Source organism: Pseudomonas sp. QS1027 (assembly GCF_002814235.1).
GTDB lineage: Bacteria > Pseudomonadota > Gammaproteobacteria > Pseudomonadales > Pseudomonadaceae > Aquipseudomonas.
The window spans coordinates 52,488-77,251 of sequence record NZ_PHSU01000006.1 but is presented as its reverse complement, the minus strand read 5'-3'; the positions used below and the strand labels follow the sequence as shown (position 1 = coordinate 77,251).

Here is a 24,764-nt window from a genome sequence, read left to right as displayed (position 1 = left end):
GCTTGATAACTCCGAATCTATTTCAATGACGAATGGGTGGATGTGGCGAGAGCGTTTGATCGGTGACGCGACAACGCGGCGATTCCCCAAAGGAGCGCAGCAGCGAAACTGGCAAAGGCCAGACATTCGATGGAATGGCGCAAGTCACCGGCAAACGCACCCAGGGCAGCCACCACCAAGGGGCTGACGAACTGACCGAAATACAGGCAGGCGGTGAAACCTCCCAACCCCCGGCCGCGGGTTCGAGCGCTCAGGGCCTCCATCACCGGCGCCATGACATTGGGCACCAGCAGCCCCGCGCCCAAGCCATGGATCAACACCGCCAACAGCACCTGCTCATAGCTTTGCCCGCGCATCAGCAGCCACAATCCGATCCCCAGCAACAGCAGCAATAACCCATTGGTACCCGCGATCCCCAGACGCCGACGCAACAGTGGCCACGCCACAGAGCCGCCCAAGGTGGCCAGCAGGCTCAACCCGGCGGACAAGCCAATCAGGGTGCTCGATGTCACCCCGAGACCGACCAGCAAAATGGGGGTTTGCACCGGCACCACAAAGCTCAGCACCATACCGCTGAGGATCAGCAGATAACCCACTACCAGCGGCAGGACCGCGACCCGCTCCGCTCCCTGTGCCTCGACGGATGACTGAGCACGAGCAGGCTCCCACAGCACCTTGACCATCGCCGGCACCAGCAACAGCGGCAGCAGATAGAGAAGGAACGGCAAGCGCCAGGAATGCTCGCCCAAAGCGCCGCCGAGGACGAAGAACAGCGCCCCCACCAGGCCGATGGTGACCACCTGGCGATTGATGTAGCGCAGCCGTTCCTCGCCCCGCCAATAGTCGGCGATCAGGGTCGCGCAACAGGTCATCACCGCCGCCTCGGCGACCCCGAACAACAAGCGCACGGCGACAATCGAGAGCAGATCCCCCAGCAGTGCTGGCATCGCGCCTAACAAGGCGTAGAGCACAGTGGCAAGCACCAGCAGCGTCTTGCGTCCGACCCGATCGGCGAGCCAGCCGGCCAGGGGCGCGCACAAGGCAATCGCCAGTGCCGGCCCGGTCACCGCCAACGGTACCAGCAGACCAGCCTGGGGATTGAGCGGCCCAAACTCGGCCCCCAACTTGGGCAGTATCGGCGCGATCATCACCGCGCCCATGATGGTCAGGCTGCTGCCCAGCATCAGCACCAGCCCTTCACGACGCCCGGTGGCCTGGCGTGCGACAGGCATCGCCAGGGTCAAAGCAGAATGCACATCAGTCATGATCCGGCCCTCAGAAGCTTTGGGAAACGCGCAAGGCGACGGTGTAGCCTTCAGCGCGATTGCTCGCGCCCTGCTCTTTGTAAACGTGCAGCCAGATCGGCGGCAGCCCCGGCTTGAAGTAGCTCACCGCCGGCCCCAGGGCCAGTACCCGGGCCCGATTGCCGCCGGTCAGACCCGGGGCCTCGTCATCGGTGAACTGGCGGTAGTAGTAGCCGCCGATGCCAGCGGTCCAGGGACCGAAGTGCTGGCCAACGGCGAACTCATGACGGTACTCGATACCGCTCTTGTAGTCGGTGGCCGGGTTGCGTGTGTTGACGTCCGCCTCGAAGCTGGACGACACCTCGAAACCGCTGTCGCTGATGTAGGTCGCGTTGACGATGGGGGAAAAAGTCCAGTGGTTGAGCCCGGGGGAAACCAACCGGTTCTTGTCGTAGTCGCCGGTTGGCGCCTGGATCTGAAACTGGGTGTTGATGAACAGATTGGGCGACAAGTTCCACTGCAGGATCAGAGGCAGTAACTGCACATCGGCCAGGCGGAATGGATCGGCATCCAGTTTCAGCGGCCCGGCCGGTGTCGGCACTTCCAGGGATGCGTCCATCTTGAAGAAGGGCACCACTGTGCCAAAACCATATTGAGCGCCCAGCACGGTGTAGTTCGTCATGCGCATGTAGGCCAGGCCGATGGAAAGCACGTCCAGGGAGAAGTTGTTGTTCACGGAACGTCCGTGGCTGTCTTTCTGCACATCGGTCGAATAAAAGGCGGTGCGCAGGCCCAGGGTGCCGAACGGAGTGGCCGGCGGCATCATCCCCGCGCCGAAGTCATAGACCCCCACGGCGGTGGTGGGTGATCCGTTTTCAGTCGCCTGCACCGTGGCGCACAAGCCGAACAGTCCCAAGGTGAACACGGTGATGCAGCTAATGTTTGAATTGTTCTTGTGATTCATCGAATGCCCCTCCCAATCAAATGGTGTGGGTCATCCTAGTAACGGGCCCGGGAGGCGGGTTATCCGATTTCAGCACAGTTGATGGCGACGCAGGGTCTGCGATGGTGTCTCGCCGAACAGGGTCCGATAATCACTGGCAAAGCGGCTCAAGTGCCAGAACCCCCAACGTGCCGCCATCGCTTGCACCCCATGCTCATGGGGGCTGTCGCGCAGTTCGCGACGCACCGCATTGAGGCGCAGCGCCCTCAAGTACGCCACGGGGTTGATGCCCAGGGTTTCCTGGAAACAGTACTGGAGTTTGCGTCGGCTGGCACCGATGTGGTTGCACAGATCGAGGATCGACAGCGGTTCGTCCAGATGCCCCAATGCATACTCTCTGGCACGATCGACCATGCGTTTACGCGCCGTCGGGTTAAGGGGCGGCGCCTGATCCGGCGCCACCAGTTCCAGCAGTTGGACCATCACCGCATCGCGGATCCCATGACGAACCGCCTCATAGCCCAGCAGGCTGTCACGGCCCTGATCGGCAGTGGCCAACTCGTCGAACAGCAGCGTCAGCTCCGCCTGCACCGAAGAAGCTCCCAAACGGTAACACCTGGGAAGATCAGTAATTCGGAACCGGGCGTCCTGGCGCTCCAGTACATGTTCCAGGGCCTCAACTTCAACCGTCACCCCCAACAGATCCAGATGCTCGGGGGTACGTAAATCGGGCAAGTGGTCACCATGGGCCACCAGCAAGCTCTGCTCATGAATCGGATGCCCCGCACAAAACACCGTCCCCTGCGAGCTCAGTGGCACGCTGAAGGTGATCGCTCCCTCCCAGGCATGACCGCTCTTGAGCATGGACTGATTGGAGCGATCCCTCACCAGTTGCATCCAGCCCGCGCGGAACTCGATCAACTCGCCCTCGAAGCGCCCCGGCGTCAGTTGGTCATAACGTACCTGCCAGCCGCCCATATTTCGTGCGTGCTGATCGATGTCATGGGTGTGATAACGATGTATCGCCGAAGGCATGCCCGGCGTTGCGGTGGTGACTTCCACGCCTGAATTATTATTGTTCATGGACCTGTCCTGTTGAGCACACAAGGCTTACAGACAGTTGAGCACGCAAGTTCCATTCCGCCACGCCGACCACTGGCGCAATTGTGCCGAAAACGGCTAGGGTGCGGCGGCGCCCTCCGGCCACACCGAAAATCTGTAATCCCTACCTCACAACTGTCAACAAGGTAGGCTAAACCTTGAAACGCTGAACCCGTTCACTCAGATCCACTGCCAGCAGTGATAAAGCCTGGCTGGCAGATTGGGTCTGCTCGGCACCGGCAGAAGTCTGGATGGAAAGATCACGAATGCGAACAAGGTTTCGGTCGACCTCTCTTGCCACTTGAGCCTGTTCTTCGGCGGCGCTGGCAATCACCATATTCCGCTCGTCGATTCCCGATACGGCCTGAACAATGCTGCTGAGCGCCTGATTGGCGGCCTGGGCCTGCTCTTGAGTCTTGCGAGCCTGGTCGGCGCTGCTCAGCAACGCCTCTACCGTTTCGTGAGTCCCTTGCTTGACGACACCAATGATCGACTCAATCTCACGGGTGGATTCGCCGGTACGGTGGGCCAGTGAACGGACTTCATCTGCAACGACGGCAAACCCTCGCCCAGCTTCGCCAGCTCGCGCCGCCTCGATCGCGGCATTCAGCGCCAAAAGATTGGTCTGCTCGGCGACCGCACGAATAACGTCCAGCACCTTGCTGATGCTGAGGGTCTGCCCGGCCAGATGGCGAGCCCTCTCAGAGGCGCCTAGTACGCTTTGGGTCAACACGCCGATCGCCGACAACGTATCGGTCAGTTGCACTTGGCCACGCTGTGCGGAATCCGACGCTGACTTGGACTCGGAGGAAGAGCTCGCGGCATTTGAAGCGACTTCTTCAACTGCCTGGCTCATCTCGGTCACCGCTGTCGCGGCCATTTCGATCTCATTGTTTTGTTGCCGCAGACCTTGAGCACTCTCACTCATCACCGCGCTCATTTCCTCCGTCGAGGAAGCGAGTTGCTCCGCGGACTTACCGATGAGCTCAAGCGTTTCCCGCAGTGTTGCCTGCATGGAAGCCATCGATTGCAACAGCTGTGCAGCTTCGTCCTTTCCGGTGATGTCGAGCTGTTGAGTCAGGTCGCCGGAGGCAATTCTCTGTGCGGCATGAACGGCAGCCTTGATAGGGACAATCAAACTGCTCGTCATTCGCCAGGACAACAAGAGGGTCAGCAACAGCGCGCTCAGAATGGCAACGGCCGTGATCATCTCTGACTGGCGGTAAAGGGCATTGCTGACTTCACTATGGTGAAGGGAGGAGGCAAGGTTATTTCCCTGAAGCTTGCTGGACAGTTCGTTCATCAGCCCACCCGACTTCGCCATGCTGGACTTGATTAAGACACGGGCCTCGTCGAGGTGCCCCTCGTTGACAAAGATCGCCACCTGATCGGCCTGAGCCAGGTAGTCACGATAGGTCGTCAGTAACTGATCGAAAGTGGCGCGTTCATCGTCGCTATCAATCATTTGTTTGTATCGCGCAAATTCAGCATCCGCGATCTGGCTGATTTTAGTGATGGTTTCCTGCGTCGTGCGCACGTTGGCGGGTATCGCCACCAACCTCAACGCCTCGGCACGAATTCTGGCGAGTTGAAGCGCAAGGTTGTCGCTCGAAATAATGCCAGGGATGGCATCATTTTCGATCACTTGGCCCTCACTCCGTATGCTGGACATCTGGTGCAAACCAAACAGGCCAAGTACAACGAGTACAGTGGCTATCAACCCGAAGCACAAGAAGCTACGCTGGGCAATTTTCATCGATCTAAGTTTCATATCCAGGCCTTGCTTAGGTGGGGTGACAACAACTTGGGGCACCTGCTGCATCGGAGCCTGCTCGGCATTCAATCAGTGAGTCAGGTGCGTTGAACTCAATGAGTTTCCAACTCCATTTTTTGACTTCTATAGAGACCTGGAGGACAACCGAACCAGCGATTGCACGCTTTGTGAAAGCTGCTCGAGTCGCGGAAATTCAGTTTCTCGGCGATGGACATTATGGTGTCGCTCGTAAAACACAGTAGCTGACTCGCCAATTGACAGCGGCAGTCATCGACAAGACTCCGAAACCCCGTGGACTCATCTTCAAGTCGATTTTGAAGCGTACGCACGCTTAAATTGAGCTGGCGTGCAATCGACTCTAACGAAACCGTCTTTCCTGAGGAAAGTCCCACGAAAATATGGTTCTTCACCGCAGAGGCTATACGGTATTGACGTTTGGAAAGTTCTTCATTGGTGTGATTCAGATGATACAGCCTTAAGGCTGCATTGGCCGTCGCCAACGACCGCTTACAGTCACTCAAGGCATAAGTGATTTTATTAACTGGCTGGGAAAAAGTCAGATGCTTACCAAACACCGCCTCCAGCCTCGTACAATCGGCTGGCCTTTTATAACTAAAGGCCGCCGCAATAGGCATCGGCTTTTCCCAAGGGAGCAACCAGTGGGTTAAGCCTACGGTTGTCGACAAACAGCAATCGATGTACTGCCGTGTGAGATTAAGTGACTCGATACGAAGAAAGTGAATACTCAATGAATCGGCCTCCTCCGTGAGGGAGAGAGGCATACCATCACCCAACAAAGTGGAATACCGTTCAACAGTACTCAGCGCCTCCTCCAAGGTCGCGCTCGACATAATGGCATAGAGTTGAGAGTTCAGTTGACCTGGCTGAAACAAGCCATACGCGGACAACCCCACCTCTGGATTGCCTGACGCCTCGGTGATCGCCGCGACCAGTTTTGACACCTCAACAATATCGAGCCGGGAGCCATCCTGGATTTTAGCTTCCACGTCTAAGCACAGTTTTCGAAACGCAATAGATGGTGCAAGAACGTCTGTCGCCAAACGTAAAATAACCTGAACACAGGAAGCGGCAAGTGTAGGCATCATGGGGCTCAGGCTAAGAAATACCCAATCAGCATGCCAAAGACAAAAGGCCATGCCAAGCCCTCACACCACGTCGGCACAGACTCGGTAGCCGTCGAAAGTCTGGCATCAAGCATTAAGGAATGTCTTGAATGTCCCGTTATTGAAGCGATAGGGCGTGTCCCCTCCACACACAATAGCGCCTATATAGCCACCAAGTTTGGCATTATTTCACCTATCCCCCGCTATTTGAAGCCTACCTCACGGGGCGACAGCCTGACACCTTCTTAGCTCCCTTAGTATTCCAGGACACTAAAATTTGCGTAACTGGCAACTCCGAATGCCTCTACAAATGTGCTGAAATACATCCCCATTGACTGTTGGGTGTGGGTGAGTGTTAGTGAGAAAAGACAGGATGCCAGCATGTTTCCGCGAGGGCCGACACACGATGAATCCAGATAAACCCCATACTCCCGAACACACGATTGAGATCGGGGACGACGTTATTTCTTCGATTCGCAAACTCGTCATAGCGTCCACGACAGGAGAGCGTGACGCCGAGCCGGTGGCCGCCTTTCTCATGGCCTGGTATGACCCAGCGACTTATGGAGGGTTCAATGTGAACGATTTATGGGAAATGGATGAGCCTATTCGGGAGGCGGCAGCCATACTTTTTACTTGGCTCAGTAAAAACCGCACCACGCCAAAGGATCTCGACCTCGACCTGATATTCGAAGCCATCAGCGTACGCTGGGCTATTTAACTTGCCTTCAATAGAACGCTGGAGTCGGTCCCAGCGTCATCAGGATCAGCAGCCCGCTACAGAGTGAGCCGCCTCAGGCGCTGGTGCCCCAGGCTCTTGCGAAATCGCACGAGCAACATTCCAGACCACGATGGCGGCAACAATGTCAAAAATCGCCAGCACCACGAACAGTGGGCTGTAGCCGATTTTTGTCACTAAAACACCGAACACCAGTGTGAAGGCCGCAGCGCCCAGGTATCCAAACATACCGCCCATGCCCGTGGCCGTGGCCACCTCATTTTTGCCGAACGAATCCGAGGTAATGGCATACAGAGCACCCGACAGGGTCTGGTGGGCGAAGCCGCCTACACACAACAGCGCAATGGCCGTGTAAGGGCTGTCTACCAGGCCAATACAAGCCGGGCCAATCATGCAGAAGCAGCCGAACAGCAACACCAGTTTGCGTGACGTGAACAGCGACACGTTGCAGTAGCGATGAAACAACGGGCTCAGGTAGCCCCCCAGCACACAGCCGATATCTGCCGCCAGGAACGGCAGCCAGGCGAACATGGCTATCTCCTTGATGTTCATGTGCCGCTCGGTCATCAAGTACAAGGGGATCCAGGCGTTGAACGTCTGCCAGGCGGGTTCCGAGAGAATTCGGGCTGAGGCAATCGCGTAGAAATTACGACTGGTGATGATCTTCTTCCAGCGCCCTTTTTCCGAGGCGACATCTTTGAAGTGAGACTCCTGGCCGACCAGAATGTAATCACGCTCGGCGTCGCTCATATGAAGCTGATCACGCGGGTGCTTGTACAACAAAAGCCAGAGCCCGCTCCAGACGAAACCCAGCCCACCGACGATCAAAAATGCCAGTTGCCAGCCGCTTTGCAAAATGGCCCACACCACCAGCGGCGGCGCGAGCAGAGCCCCCACGGATGAGCCGATATTGAACCAGCCAATGGCGACCGAACGTTCTTTGGCTGGAAACCATTCGGTGGTGGCCTTCACCCCAGCAGGCAAACCCGCGGCCTCGGTCAGTCCAAGCACCCCGCGTACAAATGCCAGGCTTTGCCAGCCCGTAGCCAGTGCGGCAGAGGCACAGGCCGCCGACCAGGCTATGGCGAAAATGGCAAAGCCCATTTTGGTGCCAATGGCATCGATGATGTAACCGGCCACCGGCTGCATCAGCGCATAGCAGATTTGCCACGCCACCACGATGTGCGAGTACTGCTCGGTGGAAATACTCAACTCGCTCATCAGCGTTGGCGCGGCCACTGACAAGGTGTTACGGGCCAGATAGTTGACGATCAGACCCGCCGTCACCAGCCCGACCATCCACCAACGGATGCCTTTGATTTTCATCCCTTCACCTTAATTATTTTTAGATTGGAGGTGTGTAGGCCCCGCGCCTGGCGGCAAGAGTTTTCCTAACCCTTAGAGGAGCCCAATCATCATACGTCATCGTACAACATGTGATTTTATAGCCAGTTCGATTCCGCGCTGTCAACGGGAAAAACAATCGTCCTCCTCACAGCCTTCACCCGCCCACACTAAAACCCTTGGATATCTGAACCGCCCGGCACCACCAGCGTTTGATTTTCGGATTATTGACAAGGCTTCGAGGATCTTTTATTAATCGAACGATGTCGTACGACAACCTACAATAAAATCATGGATAAGAGAGAGCACCCCGGCAATGACGACCGAAACGACGGCGCATCAACCCTTTAATCGCCTTCTGCTGACAGGTGCAGCGGGCGGACTCGGCAAAGTACTTCGCCAACGCCTGCGCCCTTTCACCAGGATTCTGCGCCTCTCCGACATTACGCAAATGGCACCCGCGCTGGACGAGAGCGAAGAGCTTCAGCACTGTGACCTTGCCGACAAACACGCCGTTGACCAGCTGGTCGCGGGCGTGGATGCCATCCTGCATTTTGGCGGTGTTTCGGTGGAGCGCTCCTTCGAGGACATACTTGGCGCCAATATCTGCGGCGTATTCCACATCTATGAGGCCGCACGTCGTCACCAGGTAAAACGAGTAATTTTCGCCAGCTCCAATCATGTGATCGGCTTCCACAAACAGGGCCATCAACTGGATGCACACTCCCCGCGTCGCCCTGACAGCTACTACGGTTTGTCCAAGTCGTACGGCGAAGATATGGCCAGCTTCTATTTCGATCGCTACGGCATTGAGACCGTCAGCATCCGTATCGGCTCTTCATTCAGCGAACCGCAAAACCGCAGAATGATGAGCACCTGGTTAAGTTACGGTGACCTGACGCAATTGCTGGAGTGCGCGCTGTATGCACCGAACGTAGGTCATACGGTGGTCTATGGCGTTTCGGACAACCAGAACGTCTGGTGGGACAATTGCCATGCCGCGCATTTGAACTTCAAAGCCCGGGACAGCTCCGAGCCTTTCCGCAGCCAGGTCGAGGCCCAACCGATGCCTTCGGCAGATGATCCCAGCATGGTCTACCAGGGGGGTGCCTTCGTGACGTCAGGTCCCTTCGGCGATGACTGAGGTCCGGGCAAACGCTCGCCCGCAAAGACCAACTGACGGGAACGGCCATGGATGTTGAACTGATTCTCGATGCACGTAATGCCACTGGCGAAAGCCCCGTCTGGAGCTGTCGTGAACAAGCGCTGTACTGGGTTGATATTCCTGCCAGGCGCTTGTTTCGCTGGGATCCGGCAAGTCGCACCAGCCAGAGTTGGGAGGCGCCCGAGATGCTCGCCTGCATCGCCGCGAGCCCCGATGGCGGCTGGATTGCCGGAATGGAAAGTGGATTGTTTAGACTCACCGCCGATCTCGATGGCAAGCTGCAGTGCATCCGCCTGGTCGGCGTTAACCACCTCTTGCCAGGCATGCGTTTCAATGACGGTCGTTGTGACCGCCAGGGACGGTTTTGGGCGGGCACCATGCAAATCGACATAACGGCCGGAGCAGCGGCAGGTGCACTGTATCGCTATGACGGCGGACAAAGTACTCCATTGGAATCCCGACTTGGTGGCCTAATAGTTCCCAACGGCCTCGCGTTCAGCCCCGATGGCAAAGTGATGTATTTATCCGACTCCCATCCGTCCGTACAACTGATCTGGGCGTTCGATTACGACATTGATAGTGGCACTCCGTACAACCGTCGTATTTTTGTCGACATGAATAACTATCCAGGCCGACCGGACGGTGCGGCCATCGACACCGACGGTTGTTATTGGATCTGTGCGAACGATGCAGGGATGATCCATCGCTTTACCCCACAAGGCCGGTTGGAACGCTCCATTACCCTGCCGGTGAAGAAACCGACAATGTGTGCCTTCGGCGGTCGTAACCTGGAAACCTTGTATGTCACCTCGATCCGCCCGAGTGGCGATCTGAGCGACCAGCCGCTGGCAGGCGGTGTTTTCGCTATCCATCCGGGGATTAGTGGTCTGGGAGAGACTTTGTTTTCAGGATCACCGTGGTGACCGATAGTCAGCTATCAAGGCAACAGGGTATGAGACTGCGTCGGATGCTTACAATTTTCATCAAGGAACGAATCAGGTTTTGTAATCGCTGCCCAGGCGATCCAACTTGCGCAACAGTGCCGGCCAGACAAAGCCGCCTCCCAAACCTTCAGTCTGTACACGCGCCGCGTCAGCAACGCCCTCGAGGATGCGCGGATCAATGGGAATCAAGTCACCACCCGCCTGCGCAGCAACCTGGATCTGACACGCGCTTTCAAAGATGTACATCGCAAGGAATGCGTCGGCGATGGTTCGTCCGACCGTGAGCAGTCCGTGGTTACGCAGCATCAGAAAGCTGCCCTGACCCAGATCGCTCTGGAGACGCTGTTTCTCCTCATCGTGCAGAGCAACGCCTTCATAATCGTGATAACCAAGACCGGTGAGAACGAACGAGGCCTGCTGCGATACTGGTAGCAGTCCGGCTCTCTGGGCACTGACTCCCACTCCCGTCCGAGTGTGGGTATGCAGCACGCACTGAACGTCCGTACGTAGAGCATGGACAGCACTGTGAATCACGAAACCCGCTCGGTTCACGTTGTATCCCGACTCACGGACCTGATGCCCCTCCTGGTCTACCAGCACCAGGGAAGAAGCGGTGATTTCTTCGAAAAAGAACCCGTAGGGGTTGATCAGAAAATGATGCTCCGGGCCCGGTACGCGGGCACTGATGTGGGTGAACACCAGATCTGTCCAACCATACAAAGCAACCAGTCGATAACACGCTGCCAGATCACATCGCAGCTGCCACTCCTGCTCACTCACTTGCGCCTTGAGCGAAGGCTTCTCCATTTGAATATCCTTACCGCTTGGGTTCTTATTACGCTGTTCATATAAGTCCTGCACGGCAAGCATAAAGCGAGACAAGAGGCTTCCCTGCTGCTCAAACGGTCGGCTGAGAGTCATTTAAGGTCAGCATTGGCGACTGACACCCTGGCCTCCCTCCGTAACCACTGTAGTGGGCCAATTTGAACTCATGAAGTTCACCGTCGAGGCACGTCAGCTGACTTTCCCGAACGTTTCCGAAACAACAGCCAATAAAGCACTGGAATCAGTCCCAGCGTCACCAGAGTCCCCAACGCCAATCCACCCATGATGGTAATGGCCATGCCTTTCCACAGGGGACCTGCGAATAGCATCAACGGAACCAGGCCAATGATGCAGGTCAATTTGGTCATGATAATGGGTCGTAGCCGCTTGACGGCAGCGCCCACCACGGCCTCGTGCAGAGGCAACCCCTCTACCCGCTCTACTTCGATGCGCTCCAGCAGCAACACCGCATTGTTGACGATGATGCCGGCAAGAGACAGCAGGCCAAAAGTGGCCATAAATCCGAATGGGTAACCGGTCAGAATCAAGCCCACAGACACACCGATCAATACGAATGGCACGCTGGCCACCACGATCAACAGCTTTCGAAACGAGTTGAACTGCCAGACGAACAGCAACAACATCGCGACCAACGCATGGGGCAGGTACTGCAGTAACGCCTGGTTGGCAGCAGCAGAGTCCTCGATCTCTCCCCCCAGCTCAATCCGGTACCCAGGTGGCAGGTCCATGGCGTCGACCTGCGGAGCCAGGCGCTCGACAATCGAGCTGGCCGTCAGCGAAGGATTGCGCCCGACCACAGTGATCGTCCGCTCCAGGTTGCGACGCAGGATAGCCGACGCCTCGACCTCAGGCCGCAGCGTTGCAACGGCCGCCAAAGGTAACGCATCGCCACCCGCAGCAGGATGGATCAGAGTGCTCAGTAGATCGTTCACCGGGGTGATGGCTGTCGCGGGCTCACGCACGACAATGGGCACGCTGGTCTCGCCATCCTGCATCGAGGAAGCCTGCAAGCCTCCATTGCGCAACTGCAAAGCCTGGGCAATGTCCTGGGTGCTGACCCCGGCCCTTCGCGCCTGGTACTGATCGACGACAATGCTGTAACGCAGTAGTCGTGAGCGCCAGTCGTTACGCACATCCAGCGTACCCGGCAGCGCCAGGAGTGCGGTTTCGATCTTACCAGCGATGTCCCGCAGCACGCTTTCATCCGGCCCGATCACCCGATAGATGGCAACGCCGGCTTCGGTGGTACCCATTGAAAATCGCTTGGGCTGCGCTTGAACTTCCGGGTGCTGGGACAACAGATAGCGCTTGGTGCGCGCAATCACCGTATCGATATCGACGTCCTCACGCACACTGACCGTAAAGTAAGCAATGTCCGGTGCTGGCAAGGGCGGGTTGAGCCCCAACACGATTCGCGGCCCGCCCTCAGCCACGTAACCGATACTGTTTAGCACGTCTTTATCAGTGCTCAACCATTGACTGATGTCGCGCACGGTTTGCAGAGTTACACGTGAGCTTGTGCCCGGTTCCAGAGTGACGGGTATCTGAAACTGCTTACGATCCGATTTTGGCAAAAAGTCGTAGGGCACGTGGGTCAGCACGACAATCGCCACGGTTAACAGCGCGAGCATGCTCCCGAGAAAAATCCACGGACGGTGTAACAGCCCCTCGATCATCCGGCGATAACCACGGTAAAACGGTGAGTCGTAGCCGTGTGAAGCCCCCGCCTCTTTCCCCGGCACAGGCGCCTTGGCAAAGTGGAAACATAACAACGGCGTCACCGTCACGCTCAGCAGCCAGGAACCGAGCAACGCGATGGCCAGCACAATGGCCAGGGACCGCAAGTATTCATTGGTACTGGTCTGACCAAGAAAGAACGGTGAAAAGGCCAGTACAATGACCAGGGAAGAGGTCAACAACGGGATCGCCAGCGTGCGCCCGGCTTCCTCACAGGCCTGCCGACGCGCCTCACCCGCCTGCAGCCGACGCTCAACGTCTTCGGCAATGACAATGCCGTTGTCCACCAGCAAACCCAATGCCAGGATGATCGCGGCGATCGAAACCGTCTGTAACTCCACGCCCAGGGCTCGCATCACGATCAGGGTTCCCAAAATGGTCAGCGGCACGATCACCCCCACCACCAACCCGGTCCGCCAACCTAGGAACAGCATGACCACGGCCATGACGATCACCACGGTTTCCATCATCACGTGTTGCATCTTGGCCATTTCGTGATGCACGACATCGGCCTGGAAGGTGACCACATGCAACGAAAATCCCAGCGGCAACTGTTGCTCCAGTTGGGACAGGCGCTCGCGCAAGGTCTGCCCGAAAACCTGGATATTGAGCCCGGCCTTCATTGAAACAGCCAGCACCACCGCGTTTTGTGCCTGATACACCGCCGCACTGTCCGGCTGCTCGTCGGGTGCCACCGAAATTGTGGCCAACGTATCCAGTGCCACGGATTCGCCCCTCTCCAGCCGAATCGGCAACTGACCCAACTGAGCAGCCGAGAGCACCTCGCCTGTCACCGTGACCGTGGTCTTCTGGTCACCCAGTACGGGGCTCCCTGACGACACAATCACATTCTGGCGCTGAAGTTGTTGCAGCAATTGTTGAACCGAGAGGCCAAAGCCAGCCATGTGCTGGCGATCAAAATCCAGATAGAGCCGCTCGTCTTGCAAACCGTAGAGAGAGATCTGATCCACACCCGGCAATGCGTACAGCTGGTTGCGCAAGCGTTTGATCGGCCCGCGCATTTCATTCATGGCAAATCCGGGAGCGGTAACGGCGATCGAGGCCACTGCTACCTGCCCAAACTCATCGTCCACGAATGGCCCCTGGGTACCGGGCGGAAAACCTGCTCCTGCTTCCGCCGCTTTGGCCCTGACCCGCTGCCATAAAACGCCCAGGTCCTTGACCTCGTCATAGGCGGTGATCTGAATGATCACGCTGCCCGGACGCACAGTGGTGATCAGGTTCTTGATCTCAGGCAGCTCCCGCAGCTTTTCCTCCATCGGTTTTGCCAAAAGCTCTTCGGCGCGCTCAGCCGGCAACCCCGGGAAAGCCATGCTGACCAGTGCGTCACGGATCGTCACCGATGGCTCTTCCTGAGAAGGGAAGCTCAAGAACGTCAGGACGCCGGCTACCAGCACCAGACAGGCGGCAAACAAGGTCAAGCGACTGGCGCCCATCGCACTGTGTGTAAGGTTCATGATTTAGTTGTGCGCCAGCCGAGTAGAAGGTTGATACAGGCTCACTGCCTGACCGTTGGACAGGAAAGCGACACCAGCGGTAACCACCTGCTCGCCGTCAGCCAGTCCGCTGTCGATCAGCGCACGACCTTGCTCAACGCCCGTGATTGACACACTCCTGGTCGTTACGCTGCCCAGGGTTATGTTCGTAGCAGTTGGCTGGTAAACGAAGACTTGAGCGTTGGAACTGGTCAGCCCCATCGACAACGCCGACACCGCAATGGAGAGACCTCGGGGAGCATCCGCGTGCAACTGGACCAGGACGGCCAAGCCACTGGACAGTGCGACTGACGAACTGCGCAGACGAAAAATGCAGGTTTGCAACAGTCCGTTTTCCGCTCTGGGCGAAACGCCTTCGAGCACCAGGTCCAAGGGCGTCGAGGGTTGCGCGGCGGTGTAGGCCACTGCCACATCCCCAGGCTTCATCCCTTGGGCTTGCACGGCGGGCACGGCCGCTACCACCTGCCGGTCATCGGTTGACTCCAGCTCAAGCACCACCTTGCCTGGGGTCAGCTGCGCATAACGATCCGCCAGGCGCGCAACGATGCGTCCACTAAAAGGCGCGACCAATTGCCCACGTTCAACCTCACGCTGCGCCAATGCCAGATCCGAGACGGCTCGACGTTGTCCTGCCTGTGCCTGCTCATAAGCCGCCGCGGCAGACTCGACAACGCTTTGCGCGACACTGCCAGCGGTATACAAACGCTGTTGGCGCCGATAATTGCCTTCGCGCTCGACCGCCTGCGCCTGGCTCGAACTGAGGCTGGCTCTGGCCTGCTCTAGACGCAGTCGTAAAGCCTGGGGGTCGAGCGTGGCCAGTACTTGTCCTTGTCGAACCGTATCCCCAACGTCAACACGCAACGTATCCAATCGCCCTGCGGACTCGAAAGCCAGACTGGCACGCTGACGTTGCCGGACAATGCCGGTAAAGCGCTCAGCCGTACCCGACATCTTCCTTGCAGTCTCAACCTTGACGGCGCGCGTGACGGAGGGCTCAACCGACTCCGTACGAGAGCAGCCACTCAATAGCAAAGCGACAAGGCAGACCTTTATCCAGGAGGTTTGAGGTTGTGCAAAGTGACGATTCATTGCGAAGACTCATTGTCGAAAAGGAGTTGGGCAGGCGCTGCGTCAACGCCGCAGAGCACGCGGTAAATAGCCAGCCGGTTAAGCAACAGCGCCTGACGAGCCTGTCGCCACGCGATGTCCGCCTGGGCCAGACGAATCTGAGACGCCAACCTGAGGGGACGGTCGGCGGCGCCCGCTTCCAGCTCTGCGGACACTCGCCGCGCTTTGCTCTGCACGAGGGCAGTCAACACCCTTTCGCTGCGTACACGCTCCAGCACGTGGCGACGCTCGGTCAGCACGTCCGCCATTTCACGAAACGCGGTTTGGACTGTTTTTTGGTATTGAGCAACGGCGATTTGCTTACGAACCTCGGCCAAATTCAGGTTGGCGCTATTGCGCCCACCGTCGAACAAAGGCAGCGAAAGCTGCGGGGTGAACAACCAAGCGCCATTGCCACCGTCAAACAGGGTGCGCAAGCTGTCGCTGGCAATACCGACACCCGTGCTGAGTTTGATCGAAGGGAAGAACGCGGCCCGGGCTGCGCCGATGTTGGCGTTGGCGGCCTTCAAGCGTTCCTCGCTCTGCCGAACATCAAAGCGTTCCAACAGACGTTCAGAAGGCATATCAACCAACCACGCGGGTGTACCAAGCTCCGTCGGCGCCACCTCAACAGGCATGACATTCATGGGGGCCAAGGGTTGCGCATAGCCTGTCACCAGCAACAAGGCCTGGAACGAACGATCATGCTCTGCCGTTGCAGCGGCCAGCCGCAGGCTTGCGTCTTGTGCCTTGGCATGCTGGGAGGCGACATCGTCAAACGACGCGGCACCTTCGACCTGCTGCCCTTCCACCATGTCCAGTATTGTCTGTTCGGCATCATCAATCAGCCGTGCATCGGCTTGCTGAGCTGCCGTTAACCGCTCAAGCAAATACAACCGGGCGACTTCAGCGACCAGTGCCCCCCGCGCTGCCTGCTGGCCGTAGGTTGTGGCCAGGTAGTCATGTCGCGCCGCGTCGGATAGGCTGCGAACCCGCCCGAAAAAATCCAGTTCGAAGTCCGAAACGCCGACCGAGATGGAGGTCAGGTCTTGACCATAACGCTCGTTGTTCGCTGCGTTGTCGAATTGCTGACGATCACGTTCGAAACCGGCGGCCACAGTGGGCGTGCGATCAGACCGGGCTGTACGGTAAAGCGCCTGAGCCTCCTCAACACGTAGAACCGCCACTCTGAAATCGCGATTGAAGCCCAGTGATAAATGCACCAGAGGCCGGAGCGTTCCCTCGGGTGAAAGCTCTGTGATCAGGCGCTCTTCGTCCTGAGAAAGGTTGATCTCACCTGGTGTGGAAGCCCCTACCATGCCCTCCTCCATCACACTCGCCATCTGCGTTTGCGGCACGGGAAGTGATGGCCGTTCATAGGTGGGTGCCAGGGAGCAGCCTGTTACGCTCACCGTCAGCCAGAACACCAACCAGCAGCGCTGACGAGATCGGATAGGCTTGGACAGTGGTGCGTTCGTCGACATAGGATCCGTTCGTGCCTGTGAGGTCAGGGAGCGATCCTAGGCGTCGACTATCAATAAACCGTTCGCCAAATATCAAGATTTGATCAAGAGGCTCTCAGTGTCAGGAAAACGTATTCTGGTCGTCGAAGACGATGCCGACAGCGCCAGTATTCTCGAGGCGTACCTGCGCCGTGACGGCTTCGACGTGATACTGGCCGAAGACGGACAACGGGGTATCGAGCTGCACCGACAGTGCAAGCCCGATTTGATTCTGCTGGATGTCATGCTGCCCCGGGTGAGCGGCACCGACGTGCTTACGGCGGTCCGACGCTGTAGCGACACACCCGTCATCATGGTCACGGCGATGGGTGATGAACCGGAGAAATTGGGTGCACTGCGTTACGGTGCGGACGATTATGTGGTCAAGCCTTACAACCCCAAAGAAGTGGTTGCACGGGTTCACGCGGTCTTGCGCCGCGCAAGCACAAGTGCACTCGCCACACAGCACCTGCGGTATAAAAACCTACTGGTTGATCTCAATGCAGTCACTGCCAGTATCGAGACCGTCAATCATGAACCGTTGCTGTTGGACCTGACACCTACCGAATTCAAGATGCTGGCCACGCTACTGAAAACCCCCTCCAAAGCCTTCACCCGTGAAGAGTTGCTGGACATCTGCCTGCCTGAAAGCGAGGCACTCGCCAGAGTCGTCGACGCACATGTACACAACCTGCGCCGTAAGTTGGAAATCCAGGGCATCGAGGATGTGTTGGTGACCGTCCGCTCAGTGGGTTATCGATTCAGGTGAACATCATGTTCGATATTTCAAAAACTCGGCAAAAACCCTTGTGGCGCTGGGTCGGCATGCGCATGAGCCTCCTGGCCATCGGCGCCGTTGTGGCGATCGCGATCGGTATGTGGCTGCATTTTATGATCTCGGATTGGGCAACACTGCATCGCATGCCCCTCGACGTGCGCCTGGAGTTCGAAAACCTGCGTGCTCACCCACATCTCAATGAAGCCAGACTGTGGGAATTGTCCGCTCAGTATTACAACGTCGAAGACATATTGCCGGGTATTGCCAACAAGGACTGGTTCCTGCTGGCGAGTCTCGTCGTCGGGGCTATTCCCATCATCATCGTGTGTGGGTTCATGTTTTCACGACCGTTATCGAGCCAGTTCTCAGCCGTTGCAAAGGCCGCACGTCAGGTCGCACAAGGAGACTTCATCACACGGCTGCCTCCCAGCGGAAAAGCCCCGCAAGAGCTCCAACGGCTGGTGAGCGACTTCAATAGCATGACCACCCAACTGGAGCGTTATGAACGGGAGGTCCGTGAGTCGAGTGCGGTCATTGCGCACGAACTGCGCACGCCATTGAACGCGGCCATGGGCCGCGTGCAGGGCATGATTGACGAGGTGTTTCCTCACGACATCAATCAATTGGAAATGGTCAAGCGTCAACTCGGGCAGTTGAACAAACTGGTCGATGATCTGCATCTGCTGTCACTTGCCAGGGCCGGGCAACTAGCCCTCGACAAGACTGAGTTCCCCCTCCACAAACTGGTTTTCGAGCGCTTGGCCTGGTTCAGTACTTCACTCAAAAACGCCAGTATCGCCCACGTTGTTGAAGTGCCCACACATTTGAATATCCAGGCAGATCGCGACCGAATGGGCCAGGTCGTCAACATTCTAATCGACAACTTTTTGCGTTACGCCGTACCAGGGGGTGAACTGCATATTTCGGCGACGGCGTCTGAAAACAAGATCGTGCTCGTCTGTGCAGACCGAGGTCCGGGCTTTGAACAGAAAGACTTGGACCGTGTATTCGACCGCTTTTGGCGGGCAGAGCATTCCCGGGCACGCCACTCGGGGGGCAGTGGCCTGGGATTGTCCATCGCTCGTGCCATTTGCCTTGCCCACGGTGGAAACATCACAGCGGACAATCGCTCCGGAGGAGGCGCTATCATTTGTGTAGAAATCCCGTTTGCTCACGATTAAAGACCCCGAACTGACGGGCAAGTCAGACAACAATATTATTGCTCAACCCCGGCCATACAGACGTCCCACGTGCATGGTTTCATATACCGCGCAGAGCCCCCTACGCGACAATTATCCGTTGCCTAGGTCCACGGTACTTGACCAGGAGATACGGGTCCGGGACAACGGCTGCTAGCCCCTTTGCGGTAACAGAAGCCGTCTATAAATTCGCAAAAATATGGTTATCTTCTTAGATGAATCGTTTCATCCTCTAATCTCTCTTCGTCACCCCTTCGTCACAAACTTCGCCCCATAATGCCCCTGTTACCTTGATACTCCTCTCTCCCTCGCGTCAACAGGGTCGCGCGCGACGTCAAGACGCTGCAACGCAGGCTACATCACCGTAACAGTCGGAAATTTTGGTACTGGACGACCAAGGTTAATGGCCTTGTCATCACCAACGTCGGCAGGACCGGTCATTAGCCACACCCATGCGTTGATCCGCCGTCGCGGCTCAACAAGGAGAACATGACTTGACAATCATACCCGGGGCTTTTGAAACCTGTAGCACCTGCGATGAGGCACGCACTCGGACCTATGCAGCCCGCAAGGCCACCAACTCTGCCCCGAGCCACAAGCCTATGACAGCATGGACACTGTGCGCGGCAATACTCTCGAGTGGCCCCGTATCAGCAGCGTCGGTGACCACACAATGGGGCCCTGTCAGCGAACCTGCGCTGCCCTATGCCTCTTCCTTGTGCGCTTCGCTGCCCGCGACGCTTACGCCCGTCAACAGCTCAGTCGATAGCCTGGACAGCACGCCTGCGTCGTCGAACCCCGATACCGCACGCATCCAGACCGCAATCGACGGATGCACTGCTGGTCAGGCGGTTAAACTTACACAAGGCTCCGCGGGCCAGTCGGCGTTTCTGAGTGGGCCACTGCACCTGAAATCAGGAGTGACTCTGTGGATTGACCAAGGCATCACACTGTTCGCATCCCGTAACCCGGCCGACTACGACAACGGCGTCGGCACGTGCGGTACCGCGACAACAGCTAACACGAAATCTTGCCTCCCGCTGATCCTGGCCAAGGGGACAACCGGCAGCGGGATCGTCGGTGACGGTGTCATCGATGGCCGCGGAGGCAGCATGATCACCAACGGGCCGAACGCGGGCCTGCGCAGTTGGTGGGACGTCGCCTACCAGAACAAGACCGCAGGCTTGAACCAACAAAATCCTCGTCTGGTACAGGTGACAGGTGGCACCAACTTCACGCTGTATCGGATCACCTTGCAGAACTCACCCAACTTCAACGTGGTGACCGATGGGGTCGCCGGCGTCACCGCCTGGAGTCTGAAAATCCTGACGCCTAGTCTTGCCTATAGCGTCAAAGGTTACGCCTGCCCAGCAGGCACCACACCTGACAAGCTCACACCGGCAACCTGCTTTACGCCTGATACCGTAAAGAACACGGATGGTTTTGATCCCGGGCAATCGAGCAATGTGCTGCTGGCGTACTCATACATCAGCACAGGCGATGACCATGTGGCGGTCAAATCGAGCACATCACCGGGTACCCAAAACCTGACATTCGCTCACAACCACTTCTACTATGGGCATGGCCTCTCAATCGGCAGTGAAACGAATGGCGGCGTCAGCAACATGGCGGTATCTGACCTGACCATGGACGGCAACGACAGTCCGAACGGCAACGGTCTGCGCATCAAATCAGATGTGTCGCGTGGCGGCACCGTCAACAGTGTCACCTATACCGGTGTGTGTATGCGCAACACAGCACAGCCGTTGGTCTTCGACCCGTTCTACAGCTCCGCGAACGGTACGCTCTACCCGAACTTCACCGGTATCACGATCAGAGACTTTCATTACCTGGGTAGCACGAAATACAAAGGCGCAAAGCTCACGTTCCAGGGCTACGAAGCGAACGGGCAGAACAACCCCCTCGTGATCGCACTCGACAATGTGGTGTTTGACGGCACACAGCCTACCTTAAGCAAAAGTGCCGCTACACACTTCACTCTTGGGCCCGGGGCCGTCAGCTTCTCTAACCAGATCGTGACCTCGAGCACCAACGACGTCACTGTTTCGGGGTCGCCGGGCAATGCAGCCCCGGTTGATTGCAGCGCTGCTTTTGTTCCCCTGAACTCAGTGGTACCGAGCTCGCCGATTTGACGCTACAAAGGGGAGTCTCGACGGCCTCGCTCTGGATAACGGGGCCCCGCGCGTAAAGTCCGGTCGCATAGGGAGGCTTCACACAGGGTTGCCTCCCAGCAAAAAAGCTAGCGCACCAGTGCAGAGATCATTCGAGCCAACCTATGCTTTGAAGCCGTGTAGGGAGGAAACAGCAATTGCGCTGGCGTGAATCGCCCCCCCGTCAGAACAGCCCGCTCATGGGAAAAGGCACGAAAACCAAAAAAGCCATGACTGCTGCCCATCCCCGAATGGTTAACCCCTCCAAAGGGTAAATTGCTGTGCGTATAGTGCTGCATGCATTGGTTTACGCAGACGCCGCCAGAACTGATCTGCGCCAACAACTGCCTTACTTCTGCAGACTGTCTACTCCAAATATACAGAGCAAGCGGCTTGGGCCCGGTATTAATACGAGAGATGACCTCGGTAACGTTGTCGAAACCAATCACCGGTAGCACAGGGCCAAAAATCTCTTCCTGGGCGATGCGAGTGGTCGTACCCGGATCGCCCAACAGGGTAGGCCCAATGTAGCATTGGCCCACATCATGCTCCCCACCGGCAAGCAAAGGCACTCCGTTTGCCATCGCCTCCTCCAACAAACCCACCACCCGCTGGGCCTGTTGCCGATTAATCATCCTGGCCAGGTCTGGGTGATCTGCGGTGTCATCACTTCCGGCTCCATACCGTTCTTTCAGAAGGCGTCGACAGTGCTCGACAAATGCTTCACGCACACGGTTGTGAACGAAAAGATAATCGGGTGCGATGCACGATTGCCCTGCGTTGATAAATTTCCCCCACAGCACCAATTGTGCCGCACGTTTCAGATCAGCGCTCTCTCCTACCACGACGGGAGACTTACCACCCAGCTCAAGCGTCACCGACGTGAGATGACGTGAAGCGGCCGCCATCACGATTCGCCCAACCGAAGGCGATCCAGTAAAAAAAATATGATCGAACGGTAGCTTCAAGAGCGCTGTGGCCGTGGGGACACCGCCCGTCACAAGCTCAACCGTATGCCTCTCAAAGGCCGAGGTAATAATGTCGCTCAGCACACGGTTTACAGCAGGCGTGTATTCCGAAGGCTTGCACACCACCGTATTTCCAGCCGCAATCGCCGATACGATGGGCCCCAGTACAGTAGCCACCGGATAATTCCAGGGCCCGATAATCAAGCATCGCCCTCTGGGCTGAAACTCCACCCGGCCTCGATTGCCCAGGCTCATGAGCGTCGTTGCAGCGCGGCGCGGGCGCATCCAACGGCCAAGGTGTTGAATGGCATGCCTGATTTCATCCAGTACCGGCAAGATTTCCGTGAGTTCCACTTCGGTAGCGGGCTTCCTGAAGTCGCCCTGAAAAGCCTGGTAAAGCGCTTCTCGACTAGCGAGCAATGCATGACGAAGCCGTTTTAATCCGGCGATACGCATTAAGGCGGTGGAGCTGCGCAAGCGCATTGCCTGGTCAGCCTGCGCCAAAAAACAACGATGGATAAACACCTCGTCCACTTCGGAAATGGCATCGACTTCAACTAACTGGCTCATGGGCGCTTTCCTGAGGTTTGCAAGTGAGTTGATACCACCCGAACGTCCTCTGGCAGGGGCGGTAACTCGCGGCGCAACACCCAGAGAAGGAGGGGTTTGGGGAGCACCCTCGCCAGCCGCACAATCCATCCAATGGACCACGGAAAGAGATAATCCCAACGCTTTCCGCGCATAGCTTTGAGCATGTGTGAAACGGCATCCACCTCCGACAACTCCAACGGCGCGGGCATACCGTCGTTTGCCGTCTGAGCCGTTGCAACAAAGCCCGGATACAGAGAAAGGAAACGAATACCGTACCCACCAAACTCTATGCGGCAGGTATCAATCAGCAGACGTAATGCGCCCTTGGCCGCGCAGTAAGGCCCTTGCAGTGGTACGCCAATAAAACCCGCCAGAGAATTGGTTTGAACGATCAGACCATTCCGTTGCACCCTCATTTGCTCCAGTGCGGGAAACAGGTAATTAACCGCCACGTCATAGTTGGACCTCATGTAGGCCGTGACTTGCCCAGGGTTCATCCGCCGCATATCCAGCGCTGGCGCGCCACCGGCGTTGAGCACCACCACGTCAAGGTGGCCGTAAAGCGCCACAACCTCCGCCACCAAGTCGGCAGCGGCCTGCTCGTTCAAAGCATCCGCCGCTCGTACCAGACACTTTCCACCCTGCCCGAGGATCTCACGCCGTAGTTCATTGAGTTGTTCCTGACGCCGTGCGGTGGCCACCACTACAGCGCCCTCTTGCGCCAAACGTAACGCCAGACCGCGGCCCATACCGGAGGAAGCGCCGACGATCAGGACAACCTTGCCATCAAATCCACCCTCTTCAATCACCGATGTCCTGCGCAACCAACACAACAGGATGAACGCCAGTAGAGAAAACCCAACACTGACAAGCGCCACTGGCTGAACATAATCGCCGACCACCCACTGCGAGGCGACCAATGGCCCGAAGGCGCAACCCAGCAATTGCATGCCTGGAATCAGCACCGCAACGCGTCCGGACGGATCAAGACTCAATGCAATCCGAACCTGAAAAGGGGTGAGCATCAGGTATACCAGGCTGAAAAAGCCGCTGAGCAACATAAACGCTTTTGCACCCTGCCCCACTGACAGGTACATACCAACAGCAATGCCACCCAACAGCACGGCAGCCGTCGCCAGTAGCTTGAACTCAGATACCCTACGCACCAACAAAATGCCGCAACAACCACCCAACACCTGCATGAACAAAGCCGCCGAAATCATTGCTTGCGCGCCCTGTGCATCCAACCCGGCGTATTTACCCAAGGGCTCCATATAAGCCCAGAGCGCTCCAATGGCCGAGAGCTGGATAAAGACCGCTGCCAGCAACAGCAGATGTGAACGCTGCCAGGAAAAACCACCCTCCTGGCTCGCGCCACTGCTCAGAGGTGCCAGTCGGACAGGTTGCCAACAAACCAGCAGCACCGACGCCAGCGATATCATCGCCAGCAACACAAATCCTCCGGATACGCTTTGCCGCGGCAGTACCCAAAAAGCCAGAACCGCCGCGATGACACCCTGGGCCAGGGTCTGGACCACCATGAACAGGCCTGACACGCGATCTGGATGAGGCCCCTGGACAATCAGACTGACTGCCCCCCACAACAGAAGGCCCTCCGTCAAACCCGCCAAGGCACGCACTACGATAAGTCCGGTATCCCCCGTTGCCGTTGTGGTCATGAGATCCAGCGCGGCGGTGAACACCGCCGCCACGATCGTGATAAAACGCAGGTTCATCATCGATCGCAATAAATCACCGACAATGACCCCGGCCCCCAACGCGACGATCTCCCCCATGGCAACCAGACCGACCCCTTCAAGCGAGAGCCGACCCGCCGCCAGCAGCTCGCCAAGGAGAAGGGGTTGCAGGCCCACCATGAGTACCGCCACGGAACCTAGAGTCAATGCAGCAACAAGATGCTTGCGAGAAACAGCGGACGAGGTATGCATGAGCGTTGAGCCTCTATAGAT

General features: G+C 57.5%; 18 protein-coding genes. 6 read left to right on the top strand and 12 right to left on the bottom strand.

What is annotated here, in order from left to right; all coding sequences use genetic code 11:
* Positions 1–17: 17 nt before the first annotated feature.
* From CWE01_RS06870 to CWE01_RS06850, 5 genes are all read right to left on the bottom strand, one after another.
* Positions 18–1,265, bottom strand: a complete 1,248-nt coding sequence (locus CWE01_RS06870; protein WP_100939780.1) for an MFS transporter — start codon at positions 1,263–1,265, stop codon at positions 18–20.
* Positions 1,266–1,275: 10 nt separating this feature from the next.
* The gene (locus CWE01_RS06865; RefSeq protein WP_100939779.1) at positions 1,276–2,208 is read right to left on the bottom strand and encodes a transporter; all 933 of its coding nucleotides are present in this window, start codon (positions 2,206–2,208) and stop codon (positions 1,276–1,278) included.
* Positions 2,209–2,277: 69 nt separating this feature from the next.
* Entirely contained in the window at positions 2,278–3,270 is a 993-nt protein-coding gene (locus CWE01_RS06860; protein ID WP_100939778.1) for a helix-turn-helix domain-containing protein, read from the bottom strand.
* A gap of 169 nt (positions 3,271–3,439) precedes the next feature.
* Positions 3,440–5,059: a methyl-accepting chemotaxis protein gene (locus CWE01_RS06855; RefSeq protein ID WP_100939790.1), complete on the bottom strand. Its 1,620-nt coding sequence runs from the start codon at positions 5,057–5,059 to the stop codon at positions 3,440–3,442.
* Between the two features lie 95 nt (positions 5,060–5,154).
* On the bottom strand, positions 5,155–6,165 hold the full coding sequence (locus CWE01_RS06850) for an AraC family transcriptional regulator (RefSeq protein WP_100939777.1): 1,011 nt from the start codon (positions 6,163–6,165) through the stop codon (positions 5,155–5,157).
* Between the two features lie 427 nt (positions 6,166–6,592).
* Between CWE01_RS06850 and CWE01_RS06845 the strand changes: the two genes are divergently transcribed.
* Positions 6,593–6,907, top strand: coding sequence for a hypothetical protein (locus tag CWE01_RS06845; protein WP_100939776.1), 315 nt, complete (start codon positions 6,593–6,595; stop codon positions 6,905–6,907).
* Positions 6,908–6,952: 45 nt separating this feature from the next.
* Here CWE01_RS06845 and CWE01_RS06840 read toward each other — a convergent pair whose 3' ends face one another.
* Positions 6,953–8,251 carry an MFS transporter gene (locus CWE01_RS06840; protein WP_100939775.1) on the bottom strand — a complete coding sequence of 433 codons (1,299 nt, stop codon included), beginning with the start codon at positions 8,249–8,251 and terminating at the stop codon, positions 6,953–6,955.
* A gap of 334 nt (positions 8,252–8,585) precedes the next feature.
* On the opposite strand from CWE01_RS06840, the gene CWE01_RS06835 reads away from it, so the two are divergent.
* A complete protein-coding gene (locus CWE01_RS06835; protein ID WP_100939774.1) occupies positions 8,586–9,413 on the top strand; it encodes an NAD(P)-dependent oxidoreductase in 828 nt (275 codons plus the stop codon).
* 47 nt (positions 9,414–9,460) lie between these two features.
* A complete protein-coding gene (locus CWE01_RS06830) occupies positions 9,461–10,357 on the top strand; it encodes an SMP-30/gluconolactonase/LRE family protein (protein WP_100939773.1) in 897 nt (298 codons plus the stop codon).
* A 72-nt stretch (positions 10,358–10,429) separates the two neighbouring features.
* Here the strand turns inward: CWE01_RS06830 and CWE01_RS06825 are convergent, their stop codons facing one another.
* From CWE01_RS06825 to CWE01_RS06810, 4 genes are all read right to left on the bottom strand, one after another.
* Positions 10,430–11,185, bottom strand: coding sequence for a class II aldolase/adducin family protein (locus CWE01_RS06825; RefSeq protein WP_100939789.1), 756 nt, complete (start codon positions 11,183–11,185; stop codon positions 10,430–10,432).
* A gap of 191 nt (positions 11,186–11,376) precedes the next feature.
* Positions 11,377–14,439 carry an efflux RND transporter permease subunit gene (locus tag CWE01_RS06820; RefSeq protein ID WP_100939772.1) on the bottom strand — a complete coding sequence of 1,021 codons (3,063 nt, stop codon included), beginning with the start codon at positions 14,437–14,439 and terminating at the stop codon, positions 11,377–11,379.
* 3 nt (positions 14,440–14,442) lie between these two features.
* Positions 14,443–15,567: an efflux RND transporter periplasmic adaptor subunit gene (locus CWE01_RS06815; protein ID WP_100939771.1), complete on the bottom strand. Its 1,125-nt coding sequence runs from the start codon at positions 15,565–15,567 to the stop codon at positions 14,443–14,445.
* A complete protein-coding gene (locus tag CWE01_RS06810) occupies positions 15,564–17,069 on the bottom strand; it encodes an efflux transporter outer membrane subunit (protein ID WP_100939770.1) in 1,506 nt (501 codons plus the stop codon). Before CWE01_RS06810 ends, CWE01_RS06815 begins: the two co-directional genes overlap by 4 nt.
* Positions 17,070–17,166: 97 nt before the next feature.
* On the opposite strand from CWE01_RS06810, the gene CWE01_RS06805 reads away from it, so the two are divergent.
* The 3 genes from CWE01_RS06805 to CWE01_RS06795 all read left to right on the top strand — a co-directional run bounded on the left by CWE01_RS06805 (position 17,167) and on the right by CWE01_RS06795 (position 21,217).
* Positions 17,167–17,856 (top strand): response regulator, encoded by a 690-nt coding sequence (locus tag CWE01_RS06805; protein ID WP_100939769.1) that lies wholly within the window; start codon positions 17,167–17,169, stop codon positions 17,854–17,856.
* 5 nt (positions 17,857–17,861) lie between these two features.
* A complete protein-coding gene (locus CWE01_RS06800; RefSeq protein WP_100939768.1) occupies positions 17,862–19,046 on the top strand; it encodes a cell wall metabolism sensor histidine kinase WalK in 1,185 nt (394 codons plus the stop codon).
* 620 nt (positions 19,047–19,666) lie between these two features.
* Positions 19,667–21,217 carry a glycoside hydrolase family 28 protein gene (locus CWE01_RS06795; RefSeq protein WP_100939788.1) on the top strand — a complete coding sequence of 517 codons (1,551 nt, stop codon included), beginning with the start codon at positions 19,667–19,669 and terminating at the stop codon, positions 21,215–21,217.
* Between the two features lie 107 nt (positions 21,218–21,324).
* Here CWE01_RS06795 and CWE01_RS06790 read toward each other — a convergent pair whose 3' ends face one another.
* Positions 21,325–22,773, bottom strand: coding sequence for an aldehyde dehydrogenase family protein (locus tag CWE01_RS06790; RefSeq protein WP_100939767.1), 1,449 nt, complete (start codon positions 22,771–22,773; stop codon positions 21,325–21,327).
* The gene (locus CWE01_RS06785) at positions 22,770–24,743 is read right to left on the bottom strand and encodes an SDR family NAD(P)-dependent oxidoreductase (protein ID WP_100939766.1); all 1,974 of its coding nucleotides are present in this window, start codon (positions 24,741–24,743) and stop codon (positions 22,770–22,772) included. Before CWE01_RS06785 ends, CWE01_RS06790 begins: the two co-directional genes overlap by 4 nt.
* Between the last annotated feature and the right edge of the window lie 21 nt (positions 24,744–24,764).

Coding starts and splice junctions, on each gene's coding strand:
- CWE01_RS06870 (WP_100939780.1), bottom strand. CDS start 1,265: ATGACTGATGTGCATTCTGCTTTGACCCTGGCGATGCCTGTCGCACGC.
- CWE01_RS06865 (WP_100939779.1), bottom strand. CDS start 2,208: ATGAATCACAAGAACAATTCAAACATTAGCTGCATCACCGTGTTCACC.
- CWE01_RS06860 (WP_100939778.1), bottom strand. CDS start 3,270: ATGAACAATAATAATTCAGGCGTGGAAGTCACCACCGCAACGCCGGGC.
- CWE01_RS06855 (WP_100939790.1), bottom strand. CDS start 5,059: ATGAAACTTAGATCGATGAAAATTGCCCAGCGTAGCTTCTTGTGCTTC.
- CWE01_RS06850 (WP_100939777.1), bottom strand. CDS start 6,165: ATGCCTACACTTGCCGCTTCCTGTGTTCAGGTTATTTTACGTTTGGCG.
- CWE01_RS06845 (WP_100939776.1), top strand. CDS start 6,593: ATGAATCCAGATAAACCCCATACTCCCGAACACACGATTGAGATCGGG.
- CWE01_RS06840 (WP_100939775.1), bottom strand. CDS start 8,251: ATGAAAATCAAAGGCATCCGTTGGTGGATGGTCGGGCTGGTGACGGCG.
- CWE01_RS06835 (WP_100939774.1), top strand. CDS start 8,586: ATGACGACCGAAACGACGGCGCATCAACCCTTTAATCGCCTTCTGCTG.
- CWE01_RS06830 (WP_100939773.1), top strand. CDS start 9,461: ATGGATGTTGAACTGATTCTCGATGCACGTAATGCCACTGGCGAAAGC.
- CWE01_RS06825 (WP_100939789.1), bottom strand. CDS start 11,185: ATGGAGAAGCCTTCGCTCAAGGCGCAAGTGAGTGAGCAGGAGTGGCAG.
- CWE01_RS06820 (WP_100939772.1), bottom strand. CDS start 14,439: ATGAACCTTACACACAGTGCGATGGGCGCCAGTCGCTTGACCTTGTTT.
- CWE01_RS06815 (WP_100939771.1), bottom strand. CDS start 15,567: ATGAATCGTCACTTTGCACAACCTCAAACCTCCTGGATAAAGGTCTGC.
- CWE01_RS06810 (WP_100939770.1), bottom strand. CDS start 17,069: ATGTCGACGAACGCACCACTGTCCAAGCCTATCCGATCTCGTCAGCGC.
- CWE01_RS06800 (WP_100939768.1), top strand. CDS start 17,862: ATGTTCGATATTTCAAAAACTCGGCAAAAACCCTTGTGGCGCTGGGTC.
- CWE01_RS06795 (WP_100939788.1), top strand. CDS start 19,667: ATGACAGCATGGACACTGTGCGCGGCAATACTCTCGAGTGGCCCCGTA.
- CWE01_RS06790 (WP_100939767.1), bottom strand. CDS start 22,773: ATGAGCCAGTTAGTTGAAGTCGATGCCATTTCCGAAGTGGACGAGGTG.
- CWE01_RS06785 (WP_100939766.1), bottom strand. CDS start 24,743: ATGCATACCTCGTCCGCTGTTTCTCGCAAGCATCTTGTTGCTGCATTG.